We start from the raw sequence: 14003 nt of genomic DNA, 5'->3' as shown, positions 1-14003 counted from the left end.
CCGCCGCCCACTACCGCGAGGCCGCTGCGCACTCCCGGTCGATGAACTGCGCATGGGTCGGCATGGCCGCCGCGGTGCTGGCGATGATACCACGCAGATGGTCCATGAAGCGCGCGGAACCCTCGGCCGGCAGCGCACCCGCCAGCGGGTCGAACGAGGCCGGCTGCACGTGTTGACCCAGCAGCACGGCGATCCAGCTGTCCGGGGTGAACAGCTCCCCCGCCTCGCGGAACAGCCGCGCCTTGCCCGACCATAGCGCGATCTTGTCCTGCAACGACGATGGCACGTCCATCGTCCGGCAGTGATCCCAGAACGAAGAATCCGATCGGGCGGTCGCGTGATAGTGCAGGATGATGAAATTGCGGACCTGCTCATATTCGCGGAGCATCTGCCGATTGTATTCGGCGATCTCGACCGGATCGAACGAGCGATCGGGAAACAGGCTCATCAACCGCGTGATGCCGGCCTGGATCAGGTGGATGCTGGTCGACTCCAGCGGCTCCAGGAAACCGCCGGCCAGCCCGATCGCCACGCAGTTGCGATCCCAGAGGCGATCGCGCCGTCCCGCCACGAACCGCAGCTGGCGCGGCTCGGCCAACGGCTCGCCTTCCAGCCCGTCCAGCAACTCGCGCAAGGCATCGTCGTCACCCAGATGGGCGCTCGAATAGACATGGCCGTTCCCGGTCCGGTGCTGCAACGGGATGCGCCAGCGCCAGCCGCCCCGCCCCGCGGTTGCCCGCGTATAGGGCGGCATCGTCGCGACCCGCGGGCTCGGCACCGCCCAGGCCCGGTCGCAGGGCAGCCAATGCTGCCAGCTCGTGAACGGCACGCCGAGTTCGTCCCCCAGCAGTAGCGCGCGAAAGCCGCTGCAATCGACGAACAGGTCGCCATCGAGGCGGCGACCATCGGCAAGCGTAACGCCCGCGACGAAGCCGCTATCCGCCTCCCGCTCGACCGCTACGACACGGCCCTCGACTCGCCGGACGCCGCCCTCCTCGGCATAATCGCGCAGGAACGCGGCATAGAGTGCTGCATCGAAGTGGAAGGCGTAGGACAGGGTCGACAGCACGGCGGCCGGGTTTTCCACCGGACGGGTGAACCGCCCCAGCCGCGCCGCGACCGCAGAGAGGCAATAGTCCTCGATCGGCCCGGAATCGCTGCCGATGCTCCGCTGGCGCAGCCAGAGCTGGTGAAACGACACGCCCTGCGCGTCTTTCCCGTGGATGCCGAACGGGTGAAGATAGGTGTCGCCGATCCGCCCCCAATTGCGAAACTGGATGCCCAGCTTGAACGTCGCCTGCGTCGCGCGGACGAAGGCGTTCTCGTCGATGCCCAGCATCCGGTTGAAGTCGAGCAGCGACGGGATCGTCGCCTCCCCCACCCCCACCGTGCCGATCTCCTCCGACTCGACCAGCGTCACCGACAGGCCGGCCTCGGCCAGCCGCGTCATCGCCGCCGCCGTCATCCAGCCGGCCGTGCCCCCGCCGACGATCACCACCTTGCGGATGGCGTGCGGATCGCGGCGGTCCATCAACCCGCCTGGTTCGCACCGAAGCGATGCCGCTCGGCGAAGGCGACCAGATCGCGATTGGAGGGCAGGTTCCGGATACCAAACTGCACCTGCCGCTTCACCTCGGCAAAGGCGCGACGCGCGTCGTCATGATAGCGGAACGCGCCGGCCCGGGCCGACAGGTCCGTCTTCCAGCCCATTCCGTACAGGACATATTGCCAGCTCGCATCGGTGAAGATGTCGACCTGCGGATCGATGTCCAGCTCGTTGGGCGGGCGGAAACGCCACCGGTCGAGCAGTTCGAGCAGGCTGTCGGGGATCGAGGTGTCCGCGACATTGTCGCGCCAGAACGCCGTGTCGCGCCGCCCGGATATGCAATAGTGGAGCTTGATGAAGTCCAGCGCCCGCTCGTACCGGCGCAGCATGTTGGCATTGAACTGGCGGGCCGACGTCTCGTAGTCGCCACCCCACGGGAACAGGTTCGCAACCATCCCGGCGGCCACCTCGGCAAAGGCGATGCCGGTCGCCTCCAGTGGCTCGAAGAAGCCGCTCGACAGGCCGATCGCCACACAGTTCTTGACCCAGTTGACCTCGCGAAAGCCGGCATCGAACGCGAACCGGCGTACCTCGGCATCCGCACCGGCGGGTCCCAGATAGCGGCGCAGCGTCGCTTCGGCCGCAGCGTCGTCGGTGTGGTCGGACGAGTATACATGGCCGATGCCACGCCGCTGGGTCAGCCCGATGTCCCAGATCCAGCCCGCCTCCTGCGCGGTCGAGATCGTGTAGGAGGCGATCGGCGCATCGGGCGTCGCATAGGGGAGCTGCGCGGCCAGCGCGCGATCGCAGAACAGGACGTCGCGGCACGACCGGTACGGCACGCCCAGCGCACGCCCGATCAGCTCGGCACGGAAGCCGGTGCAGTCGATATAGAGATCCGCTTCCAGCGTCCCGTTCCGCTCGGTTCGCAATCCGCCGATCGCACCGTCCTCGTCGATCAGCACCTCGTCGATGGTGTCGACGATGTGGGTGACGCCGTTGCGCCCCCCCTGCTCGCACAGCAGCCCGGCCAGCGCGATCGCATCGAAGTGGAAGGCGTAGTTTAACGGCCCGACGTAATCGGGATGATTGGGCAGTTTCGGTGCGCGGTGCGCGTCCGCGGTCCGCTTCTGCGGGTTGGAGACCTCGTCCCAGTTCTCGTCGCCGCCCAGGCCCAGCAGCCAATAGGGAAGCAGCTCCAGTCCGTTGCTGTCGTCGGCAACCTGGAACGGATGCATGTAGTGATCGAAGCGCCCCTGGCCGGGCGTATGTCGCCAGTGCGCGAACTTGGCACCCTGCTTGAACGTCGCGCCGCATCGACGGACCAGTTCGGCCTCGTCGATACCTATCGTCGCCAGCGTGCGCCGTATCGTCGGGAATGTCCCCTCGCCCACGCCGAGGACACCGATCACCTTCGATTCGACCAGCGTGATCGATGCGCCACCGGGCAGGTCGGCGCCCAGCCGCCTGGCCAGATACCCCGCGGTCAGCCAGCCGGCCGTGCCCCCGCCGGCGATCAGAATACGCTTGGTCATCCGCCTCCCAACAGGGTCGCCTGCCAGTCATTCCCGGCAGGCGACCCTTTATCGTCAGAACGACAGGTTGATGCCAGTGCTGATCCGTCGATCGCTCTGGAACCAGCTGCGCCCGACCCGCGCACCGCCCGGATAGCCGCCCATCAGGGTTCGCTGGGTGGAGGCCGTCAGGTTGGTGCCCTGCACACCGAACGAGAAATTCTCGGTCACCTTGAAGCGAACGCCGGCATCGAGCGTGCCGTAATTGTCGCCATATACCGGCAACGCGATCTGGATCGGCGTCGCCACCCCGGGCGTGGCGTAATAGTTGTACGTCGGGTTGGTGCCGTTGCTGTTCGTCGTCTGCAGATATTTCGACCGCCAGGAATAGGCGACGCGGATCGACAGCGGATTGCGCTCGTACAGCAGCGCCGCGTTGAAGTTGTGCTTGGACAGGCCGACCAGCGGCGCGTCGCTGCGGATCACGCCGTTGATGTCGCGATAGATGTCACCCGGGTTCTTGCTGTCGATGAAGGTATAGTTGCCCTCGAAACCGAAACCGCTGGCGAAGCCGGGCAGCATGTCGAGGAAGAAGCGGCCACCGACCTCGACGCCGCGAACCTCCGCCGCTTTGTCCGAGTTGATGTAATCCGTCGCCGCGATGTTCGCGAGCTCCGTCGTACCGTCGGAGAACTGGATGTTCACCTGACACTGCGTCAGCGAGAACAGCGTCACGTCGGTCAGCCGCTTGTAGAACGGCGCGACATGGAACGATGTCCCCGACTTCAGATAATACTCGAACGACAGGTCGAAGTTGTTCGACATGGTCGGCTTCAGCAGCGGATTGCCGGTTTCGGTCGTGAAGTTGGTGAAGATCGGCAGATCGCTCGGCGTGGCGCCCGGCGTCGTGTTGACGCCTACCGTCCCCGACGCACGCAGGGCATTGAACGTCGGCAGGTCGAGCGTGACGTTATAGCTCGCGCGCAGCTTGGTACGTTCGCTCGGCGAATAGTCGAGGTTGATCGACGGCAGGACGCGGGTGAATTCGGCCTTGCCGCCGCGCGGCACGGCAGCGTTGGTCAACGTCGCGGTCGCACCGTTCCGCACGAACGTCACGCCGTTCTGGCGGATGAAGCCGCTGCCTTCGTTCTCGATGTGGACGACACGGACGCCGACATTGCCCGCGATCCCCGGCTCGCCGCCCTGCGGCCCGAACCGGACCAGCGCATAGCCGGCGATGTTGGTCGTACGGTTGTCGACGCGGTCGTCCGGCAGGACGAAGCCGACCGGCCGGATACCGGACAGGCCGCCGTAACCGCTCTGCGGCAGCGGTCCGCTCGCCGTGCAATTGAACTCGGTGCCTGGCGGGCAGAAGCCTGCGGGCGGCGGCGTGACCAGCCCCGTGCGATCCTTGTGGAACCGCTCGGCCAGGCTCTCAGTCGCGAACTGGAGGTTGCCGGGCAACAGCGTCTCGCCGCGGAAGAAGTCCTTGAACGTATGGACCGCGACATCGCCCGGCGCCGCGTTGGCATAGGTCAGCTGCGGGTCGCCGTTCCAGCCGCGGCCCAGCGCGGTCCAGTTATAGCCGTTCGAGAAGTCGCGCTCGGTACGCTTGGCATAGCGGCCGCCGACCTTCACCGAGCGGAAGAAGCTGTTGTCCATGCTGTACTCGGCATCGAGCTGTGCCGTGTCGAGCCGACCCTTGTTGTCCTCGTTGTGCGGCATCGACGCCGACCAGAAATAGTTCGCCGGATCGGCGAAGGATGCCTGGGTCGACGGCCCGACCGTGATCCGTGGCAGATCGCCGGTCAGGTCCATGCCGAACCCGGACCCGAAGCTAACCTCGCGGAAGATGTCGAGCCGGTCGTAGATCTGCGTCGAATCGACCCGCTGGATGGCGCCGCGCACGCTCAGCGGGCCGCCCTCCGGCACCCAGGCGAACGACAGCGAGTAATCGCGTGTCCGCGTGTTGCTCGTGACGAAGCCCTTGTTGCCGCTGCTGTTGACCGTTCCGCCGGCCGCGAAGGTGCCGGTGTCGCGATTGAACAGCGAGTTGGTCTTCAGCAGCAGGCCGTTCTCGTCGAAGGTGCTGTTCGCGGGATCGACCGCCAGCGTCTGCGACGACACCTGCGCGCCGTAATCGCTCGACTGGCTCTTGTAGCGCGACTGGAAGAAGGTGCCCGAGAAGGTCAGGCTGTCCGACGGCGCCCACTGCACCGCGCCGTAGATGCCGGTCCGGCGATAGCGGAACGCCTCCTCGCCGTACGTGAAGCCGCCGGGCACGTAGTAGTCATTGCCGCTGATCCGCGTCTTGAAATATGGCTCGGTGCGGATGAACTGGGACAGCGAGCTGAACTGGCTGTACGCCACGTCGGCCAGCACGCCGATCCGGCCGATCGGCGTATCGAACGTATCGGTCACCAGCATCGAGCCCATCGGATCGGCCTTGTTGGCCAGATCGCCGACACTCAACTCGCCCGTGCCCGCAACGTGGAACTTGCCGTTGAAATCGAACGGCATCTTGGTGCGCAGATCGATCTGGCCGCCGGTGCCGCCCTCGATCAGGTCCGCCGTCGACGCCTTGTACACATCGACGGCCGCCATCAGTTCGGGAGTCACGTCGCTCCACAAGATGGCACGACCGTTGTTAGCGCTAAAGATTTCGCGCCCGTTTAGACGCGACGCGACGCCGGTAAGGCCGCGCACCTGCACGCCCGAGCCCTGTACCGAAAAGTGATCCGGATCGCCCAGCGCCGCGAAGCGCACGATCGACACGCCCGACACACGCTGCAGGACTTCGGTGATGGAATTGTCGGGCAGCTTGCCCGCGTCGTCGGCAACGACCGAGTCGATGATCGTCTCGCTGCGCCGCTTGCGCTCGTCGGCCGCCTCCAGTGCGGCGCGTCGACCCGTGACCACGATTTCGCCGTCGTTATCGGCACCTGGCTCGTTCTGCTCCTGTCCGGGAACAGCAGCCTGCGTCGTATCGGGCGACGCCGTCTGCAACTCGGCCTGTGCCCATGCCTGGCCACTCAGGCCGGCGGTCAGCAGTGCCGCAAGCGACACGCCGCCTCGGATCGTGCCGATGGCCAAACGCCGATTCGAAACGAGCTTGATCCCCTTCATCATCCATCCCCTCCAATGGCGGGCAGCGCGTGATCGCCTGCCAAGCCAGGTGCACCATTCTCAGGATGCTACCGCTATCATCGGGATATGCTTGTGTTAGCGCTTCTGCAAGTGTCTTCACGCCGTCTACCGGATCACCGTAGTAGAGTGTTGCCAATCCGCCGCGCTCCGACCGCCGATGGTAGCGATCGTCAGCTTCGCTGTCCTAGGCTCGTGGCAGCACCGTTTCGCGATCCACACCGTCGATGACGCGGTAGCGGAAATCCCGCAGCCGCGCCGCGCCGCCGCCTGCCGCATAGATGCCCAGCCGCAGGCTCAGGAAACCGCCGAACACATTATGGTGCATGCCGGACACTTCCATCCGCGTGTCGTGCCGCGTCCACGTCCGTCCCTCGTCTGTGGAATAATGGAAGGTGACGACGTGCGCGTCGTTCCGCAGCCGGAGGCGAAGCGTGCGTGCCCGTTGCGGGCGCCTCGCCCAGACCAGTTCCTCGGCATATTCGAAGATCTTGACCGTCTCCGGCGTGAACCCGATCCCGACGAATGCCTTGTGGTTGTAGAACAGCAGCAGCCCGGCCTCCGCGTCGCCGACCAGATCGATCGACACCTCCGCCTCGTACGACCGGTCGCCGACGATGCAGGTCAGCGGCGACGAGTCGGCGGGCGACGTTCCCCGGCCATCGATGCGCAACGCCCGCTGCTCGTAGACCGCCCGACGTGCCTCTCCCGGGACCGGCTGGTGAAAGCTCCACTGGATCCCCATGCGATCCTCGGTGAAGGGATCGGTCAGCGCCGGCTCCGACCGGCCGATGCGGCCGCCCGCGGGCTTGCGCAGGTCTCGCGACAGGTCGCCACCGGTAGCGCGGAACCAGCCGTCCGCCGTCCACTCGATCGGCTCCAGCAGGGTCTGACGGCCCAGCGTGCGATATCCGTTCTCGTATCCGTGATACACCATCCACCAGTCGCCGGCTGGCCCCTCGACCAGCGTGGCATGGCCTCGCGACCACCAGGGTTCGTCGACCGAGTAGGTCCTGACCAGCGGATTGTGCGGGCAATGCTCCCACGGCCCCTGGACCGATCGCGAGCGGGCGGCGATCACCATGTGCCCGGTCGCCGGGCCGGCGGTTCCGCCGACGGCGGTGACCAGGTAGAACCAGCCGCCGCGCCGCAGCAGCTTCGGGCCTTCGGGTGCGAAGTTCTCTACCACCCAGTCGTCGGGATAGCGCCACGGGGCATAGGCATCCTCCAGCACGCCGTCGGTTGCCAGTCCGTCGTCGCGCAGGCGGATCTTCTTGATGCCGTTGGTGAACAGATATCGCCGGCCATCCTCGCCCACGACATGGCCGGGGTCGATCTGGCCGCTGATCTTCAGGTCGATCGGCTCGCTCCACGGGCCGCGAATGTCATCGGCCCAGATGACGAAGATCGACCAGCCCTGCTGCGCCGGATCGGCGGGTATGTAGATGAAGTAACGGTCGCCATGCTTCACCAGGTCGACCGCCCAGATCACCCCCAGCTCGCGGTGCAGCGCCGGCCCGATCGGCGTCCAGTTCACCAGATCCGTGGAATGCCAGATGATCAGCGCCGGATAGGAGGCGAACGACGAGAACGTCATGTAGTAATCGTCGCCGTCCTTCAGGATGGTCGGATCTGGATGGTCGCCCGCGACGATGGGATTGCGGAAGAACCCGTTGCCCAGATCGGCCTTGCGCCGGCCATCGGCGCCCTTGCCGCCAGGCACCTTGCCGTCCTTCGGCGGAGCGACCGCATCTGCCGATGCTGCGCCCGGCATGGCCGGGGCGATGGCGCCGGCCATCATCGATTTCAGGATGGTACGGCGTGGAACGATCACGGGACGGGTCTCCGGCAATTGGGCAATGGAGCGGACCGCGCCCTAACGAGGGGCAACCTCGACCATCACCACGTCATGGTCGCGCATCGGCATCGTCGTTCGCAGCATCCCGTCACGCTTGACCTGTATGACGGTCGCCGTCGGGCGGTCCGCGGTCAGTGCCTGCAACCGCTGCACCTGCTCCGGGGTCAGCGTCGCCGGACGACCCATGTCCAGATAGGCGGTGTAGGCGTCGTTCTGGCGGAACCCGGTCCGGCGCACCGTCACCCGGTACGATCCCGGCTTCATTCCCGACAGCGCCAGGTCGATCGGCGCGGCAGGCGCCGGCGCGCGTACCTTGGTGAAGAATGGCCGGTTGCTGACCGGCTGCTCGGGCAGCGCGTCGCGCCACGCGAGCACCTGCACGGCCGCACCCTTGCGCGCGACGATGCTCTGCGCATCGCCCGTCTTCCACTCGCGGTCGCCCAGATCGTTCAGGTATTTGTACGCGAACCATGCCGCCTTGCGGATCCCTTGCGGGGTCATCAGCCCGAAGCCGCCCTCGAACGGCTTGGCCTGCGGACCCGGCTCCTCGAACAGATCGCTGAACGTCCAGTAGCTCATGCCCTGCGCCAGCCCTTCGGTGCGACGCAGCTTCGACAGGATATACGCTGCGCCCAGATAGTCGTCATGGATCGGGTCGCGCGGGTTGTAGCTGGTGCTCCACTCGGTGAAGAACAGCGGCATTCCGGGCCGGCCGGCGGCGTCCATCTGCTCGCGCACCTTGCGAACGTCGTTCACGATCGCATCGGGATCGCGCGACAGCTTGTTGTCGCCCTCACCCTTCTCGTCGAGGAAACCGCCTTCGACGCCATAGGTATGGGTGGTCACGAAATCGACCGGCGCCTGTTGCCGCCGCGCATCGGCCAACAGCTCGGGTACCCATGCCGCTCCCGCCGTCGACGGTCCGCCGACCCGCAGCGCGGGATCGATCGCCTTGATCGTCATGGCGGTCCGGGCATACAGGTCGAAATACGCCCGCTGGTCGGCACGTTCCCAGAAACCGTCCAGATTCGGCTCGTTCCACACCTCGAAATACCAGTTTCGCACTTCCGCCGCACCGTAGCGCCCGATCAGGTGGCGGACGAAGGCATCGACCAGCCCCGTCCACTTGGTGGGCTGGGGGTGCGACGTATTTCCCTTCCAGTAGAACAGGGTCTGGTTCGACGTCTTCATCGCGTCCGGCGTAAACCCCAGCTCGACGAACGGCTTGATGCCCATGCCCAGCAACTGGTCGTAGAGGTAGTCGATCCTGCTCCAGTCATAGACCGGCTTGCCGTCGACCTCCCGATACGTGCCGAGCTGATCGGCGAAGATGTTGTGAAAGCGAATGTAGCGGAAGTTCAGCTCCCGCTGCACGATCCGGAGCTGCGCCAGACTATCGTCGCGGATCAGCGTGCCGGGAAAGTCGGAGCCGATCGACATCTGCGCCATGCGGTCGCGCGGCGTCGTCGTGGCCCGAACGTCGACCGCGATCAATCGGTTCGCCGGCTCGGCCGCGACGGCGCCGGTGAACAGCACACTGGCCGCCAATCCAGCCGCACCGATGATCCTGCTTCCGAACTGCACCCAGACACCTCCCTCGTCCCTCTACTGGGATCGTTGACGTGCATGTTAGCGGTAGCAGTGCGGCCTGACCAGCATGATCATGTGGATCGTCATTCGGCCCGGTCGCTCATCGTCGGTCGCCGGCCGCGGGCGCGGATCGCCGCTGCTCCGCTCGTGCCGTTTCCTCCGCGGCTCGCTCCGGTCGCACATAGATCGACGAGATGTCTGGGAACTCCGCCCGCAGCTGCGCCTCGATCCGCTCGATCAGCGCCTCGCCCTCGCCCATCGTCAGTCGATCGTCGAAATCGGCGCTGATGGCGACGAATACCGCATCCGGCGCCGTATGGATCGTGCGCACATGATTGACCGCGACCACTCCCTCGCTCGCGGCGACCAGGGCGCGGACCCGCTCCACGACCCGCGGATCGGCCCGCTCGCCGATCAACAGGCCCTTCGCCTCGCGTGCCAACAACACCGCGACGGCGGCCAGGATCACACCGATCACGATCGAGGCGACCCCGTCGATCCGCGGGTCCTCCATCGCGTGGCTCGCCCAGATGCCGATCGCCGCCACCATCAGCCCGGCCAGCGCCGCCGAGTCCTCGAACAACACGATGAAGCTGGCGGGGTCCTTCGACTCCTTGATCGCCGCCCACCAGCCGAGATCTCCCTTCGACTGCCGGAACTCGCGCACGGCGATCGTCCACGAACTTCCCTCCAGCAGCGTGGCGATACCCAGCACGACATAGTTGATGGTGGGATCGGCCAGCGGCTCGGGTTCGCGGATATGCAGCCAGCCCTCGTAGAACGAGATGCCGGCACCCAGCGCGAAGATCAGGATGGCGACCACGAACGCCCAGAAATACAGCTCCCTGCCATATCCGAACGGATGACGGGCATCGGGTGGTCGCTTGGCCTGTCGCTGCCCATACAGCAGCAGGATCTGGTTGCCGCTGTCGACCAGCGAGTGGAACCCTTCCGACAGCATTGACGACGAGCCGGTGAAGCCCGCCGCGACGAACTTCGCGACGGCGATCCCGACATTGGCGAACAGCGCGCCGAACAGGACGATGTTGGACCGGATGGTCTTGCCCAGACTGGTACTGGCCATATGCGTGATCGATACTCCGCGGATAGGAGGCCGCAACGCCCGATCACCCCGCGACGTTCATCCTCGCCCGCGACTCATTCCGCCGCAGCCAGCACGCGCGTCTCCCGGGACGTCGCCAGCGACACCGCCCAGAAGGCCAGCCCGCCCAGCGCCAGTCCGCAGCCGACGATCCCGGTCGACGTCCAGCCATGACCGCCGGCGATGGCGAGCCCCGCCAGCCAGGGGCCCAGCGCGTTCGCCGTGTTGAACGCGGAATGGTTCAGCGACGCCGCCAGGCTCTGCGCATCCCGCGCGACATCCATCAGCCGCGTCTGCAACACGGTGCCCAGCGACCCGCCGATGCCGATCAGGAAGACGTCGATCGTTACCGCCCACGCATGCTGGGCTGCCCAGGGAAAAATCGCCAGCGACGCCGCACTCCATAGCAGCAGCCCGCCGACCGTCGGCATCAGCGCACGATCGGCGAACATCGGCACCAGCAGGTTTCCCGCCAGCATACCCAGGCCGAAGACGCACAGTACCAGCGGCACTGCCGTCGTCGACATCCCCGTCACCTCGACCAGCGTCGACGCCAGATAGGTGTAGACCGCGAAAAGCCCGCCAAAGCCGATCGCGCCGATGCCCAGCGTCAGCCACAACTGCGGGATCCTGAGGGCGTTCAGCTCGGCGAGGGGACTGGCCGACCCGGCCGGACGATCATGGGGTGCGAACGCCGCCACCAGAGCGACCGTCGCCAGCCCCAGCACCGCGACGATCCCGAAGCCCCACCGCCAGCCGGCGATCTGGCCGATCCAGTTCGCCAGCGGCACGCCGACGATCGTCGCCACGGTCAGCCCCAGCATGACGCGGGATACGGCGAACGTTCGCCGCTCCGGCCCGACCAGCGAGGCCGCAACCAGCGCCGCGACCCCGAAATAGGCACCATGCGGCAGTCCGCTCAGGAACCGGAACGCGAGCATCGCGTGATAGGAGGGCGCCAGCGCGCTCATCGCGTTGCCGATCGCGAACAGCGTCATCAGCCCGATCAGCAGCGTCCGTCGCGCCATGCGTGCCGCCAGCACCGCCAGCAGCGGCGCACCGACGACGACGCCCAGCGCATAGGCGCTGATGACGTGGCCGGCCACCGGTTCGGAAATGCCCAGTCCGCGCGAGAAATCCGGCAACAGGCTCATCGTCGCGAACTCGGTCGTTCCGATCGCGAACCCGCCCATCGCCAGCGCGAAGAATACCAGGCCCGGCCGCACCGCGCGTGGTTGCGCTTCCACCATCATGATCTCCCGGAGGCGTGCGCGACCCTGCCGCCCGCCAGGTCGCCACGTAGACAGTGTCGGCCGCCGCACAAGCGCAGCGGGTGACGAATTGCGACCGCCAGATGCTGCTCCACGGCGCGCACATCCCGCATCCTTCTGACAAAGCGTGGTTTTTACAAACCAGCATGATGCCAGCTGCGCCGCCTGCAACCAAGCATCCGTCCTTTGCAGCCACGCCGTCACGGCAACAACGCGGATGCGCGACGCGATCACCACCAGCCGCGACCGCCGGGCGACAAGCACGACTGTCATGCTTCTGTCGCATCTGCACCGGATGGAGGTGTCATGGCCCACTCGACCGCCCTCGCTCCGCCTTCATCCGTCGCCCAGCCGGGAGCGCGGCTGCACGGCGAGTTTCACCCGGCCAGCCGCTGGATCTTCGGCATGCTCCTGATCGGCGGGCTGGCTTATGCCGGTTTCAGCATTCTGGTCGACACGCAGCAGGTGGGCGAGCGGATGGCGCTCGGCGTGTTCCTGTTCCTCGGCGCGGCCTTGGTCATCGCGCTCGGGTTCGAATTCGTGAACGGCTTCCACGACACCGCCAACGCGGTGGCGACCGTCATCTACACCCATGCCATGCCGGCGCCGCTGGCGGTGGTCTGGTCGGGCTTCTTCAACTTCCTCGGCGTGCTCCTGTCGTCCGGAGCGGTCGCCTATTCCATCGTCACGCTGCTGCCGGTCGATCTGGTGCTGCACGTCGGCAGCGCCGGTGGCTATGCGATGATCTTCGCGTTGCTGCTCGCCGCGGTCGGGTGGAATCTGGCGACCTGGTATGTCGGCCTGCCCAATTCGTCGAGCCATGCACTGATCGGCTCGATCCTGGGGGTGGGCGTCGCCAACCAGCTGCTGTCGAGCGGCACGGGCGCCACCGCCGGCGTCGACTGGACGCAGGCGCAAAAGGTGCTCGCCGCCCTTCTCTTCAGCCCGCTGCTGGGGTTCGCCGGCGCGTTCGTCCTGCTGCTCGTCCTGAAGCGCCTCGCCCCGGATCCAGCCCTGTATCGTCAGCCCGCCGCCGACCAGCCGCCGCCGCGCGGCATACGGGCCTTGCTGATCTTCACCTGCACCGCGGTTAGCTTCGCGCATGGCGGCAATGACGGGCAGAAGGGCATGGGTCTGATCATGCTGATCCTGATCGGCTGCGCACCCACTGCCTATGCGCTCAACCGCACCGTGCCGGACAGCGCCACGCCCGCCTTCGTCCGGTCCTCGGCGGTGGCGGAGCGCGCGTTCCTGCGCGCGGCCGACGGGGTACGCCCCGCTCCCGACGAAGCCCGCGCCACCCTGACCCAGGCATTGCGGGACCGCCGGGTGGAATCGCTGCGGACCTACGGCGCGCTGGCCACGCTGACCGCCGACGTGTCCGACCGCATCGCCGGTTACGGCTCGCTGCGCCGGGTCCCTGCCGCCGAGACGCCGAACCTGCGCAACGACATGTACCTCGTCCTCGATACCGTCGCGCAGGTGAAGAAGGCGACCGCCGCGCGCGAGACGCTGACCGCCGCGGAACTCGATGCCGTTACCGACTATGCCGACCGGCTGCAGCAGGGCACCCGCTACATCCCGGCCTGGGTAAAGGTATCGGTGGCGCTGGCGCTCGGCCTGGGCACGATGGTCGGCTGGCGGCGGATCGTCGTCACCGTGGGCGAGCGGATCGGCAAGACCCACCTGACCTATGGCATGGGTGCGTCGGCGGAGCTCGTCGCCGCCTCCACCATACTGCTCGCCGAGCGTTTCGGCATGCCGGTATCGACCACCCACATCCTGTCGTCGGGGGTCGCCGGTGCGTCGGTCGCGAACGGGGCCGGGCTCCAGCGGCGGACCATCCGCAACATGCTGCTCGCGTGGATCCTGACGCTGCCGGTCGCGATGCTGCTCGCCGGCACGCTCTACTGGGCGATGCTGGGCATCATCCACGCCGTCGGCGGCTGAACGATCGCGCCGGTTCGCCGGAACGCCC

The 14003-nt window shown here is 66.7% G+C and carries 8 protein-coding genes; 1 reads left to right on the top strand and 7 read right to left on the bottom strand.

From position 1 onward, the window contains the following. Positions 1 to 10: 10 nt before the first annotated feature. From ABC319_RS17725 to ABC319_RS17695, 7 genes are all read right to left on the bottom strand, one after another. Positions 11 to 1531 (bottom strand): tryptophan halogenase family protein, encoded by a 1521-nt coding sequence (locus ABC319_RS17725; protein ID WP_413071486.1) that lies wholly within the window; start codon positions 1529 to 1531, stop codon positions 11 to 13. Next, positions 1531 to 3081 carry a tryptophan halogenase family protein gene (locus tag ABC319_RS17720; protein ID WP_413071485.1) on the bottom strand — a complete coding sequence of 517 codons (1551 nt, stop codon included), beginning with the start codon at positions 3079 to 3081 and terminating at the stop codon, positions 1531 to 1533. The genes ABC319_RS17725 and ABC319_RS17720 overlap by 1 nt, the downstream gene beginning before the upstream one ends. Positions 3082 to 3135: 54 nt before the next feature. Further along, on the bottom strand, positions 3136 to 6189 hold the full coding sequence (locus tag ABC319_RS17715) for a TonB-dependent receptor (RefSeq protein ID WP_413071484.1): 3054 nt from the start codon (positions 6187 to 6189) through the stop codon (positions 3136 to 3138). Between the two features lie 202 nt (positions 6190 to 6391). Continuing rightward, the gene (locus ABC319_RS17710) at positions 6392 to 8038 is read right to left on the bottom strand and encodes a family 43 glycosylhydrolase (protein ID WP_413071483.1); all 1647 of its coding nucleotides are present in this window, start codon (positions 8036 to 8038) and stop codon (positions 6392 to 6394) included. Between the two features lie 42 nt (positions 8039 to 8080). Next, a complete protein-coding gene (locus tag ABC319_RS17705) occupies positions 8081 to 9646 on the bottom strand; it encodes a GH39 family glycosyl hydrolase (RefSeq protein ID WP_413071482.1) in 1566 nt (521 codons plus the stop codon). A 106-nt stretch (positions 9647 to 9752) separates the two neighbouring features. Beyond that, positions 9753 to 10736, bottom strand: coding sequence for a cation diffusion facilitator family transporter (locus ABC319_RS17700; protein WP_413071481.1), 984 nt, complete (start codon positions 10734 to 10736; stop codon positions 9753 to 9755). A gap of 74 nt (positions 10737 to 10810) precedes the next feature. Beyond that, on the bottom strand, positions 10811 to 12007 hold the full coding sequence (locus tag ABC319_RS17695) for an MFS transporter (RefSeq protein WP_413071480.1): 1197 nt from the start codon (positions 12005 to 12007) through the stop codon (positions 10811 to 10813). A 324-nt stretch (positions 12008 to 12331) separates the two neighbouring features. On the opposite strand from ABC319_RS17695, the gene ABC319_RS17690 reads away from it, so the two are divergent. Beyond that, positions 12332 to 13975 (top strand): inorganic phosphate transporter, encoded by a 1644-nt coding sequence (locus ABC319_RS17690; protein ID WP_413071479.1) that lies wholly within the window; start codon positions 12332 to 12334, stop codon positions 13973 to 13975. Positions 13976 to 14003: the final 28 nt, after the last annotated feature.

It is taken from the genome of Sphingomonas phoenicis (assembly GCF_047238005.1).
GTDB lineage: Bacteria > Pseudomonadota > Alphaproteobacteria > Sphingomonadales > Sphingomonadaceae > Sphingomonas.
The sequence above is the reverse complement of the archived record's forward strand: the minus strand, read 5'-3'. Positions and strand labels throughout refer to the sequence as shown.

Bases quoted from the DNA above. Each gene is read 5' to 3' on its own strand.
- ABC319_RS17725 (WP_413071486.1), bottom strand. From the start codon at position 1,531: ATGGACCGCCGCGATCCGCACGCCATCCGCAAGGTGGTGATCGTCGGC.
- ABC319_RS17720 (WP_413071485.1), bottom strand. From the start codon at position 3,081: ATGACCAAGCGTATTCTGATCGCCGGCGGGGGCACGGCCGGCTGGCTG.
- ABC319_RS17715 (WP_413071484.1), bottom strand. From the start codon at position 6,189: ATGATGAAGGGGATCAAGCTCGTTTCGAATCGGCGTTTGGCCATCGGC.
- ABC319_RS17700 (WP_413071481.1), bottom strand. From the start codon at position 10,736: ATGGCCAGTACCAGTCTGGGCAAGACCATCCGGTCCAACATCGTCCTG.
- ABC319_RS17695 (WP_413071480.1), bottom strand. From the start codon at position 12,007: ATGATGGTGGAAGCGCAACCACGCGCGGTGCGGCCGGGCCTGGTATTC.
- ABC319_RS17690 (WP_413071479.1), top strand. From the start codon at position 12,332: ATGGCCCACTCGACCGCCCTCGCTCCGCCTTCATCCGTCGCCCAGCCG.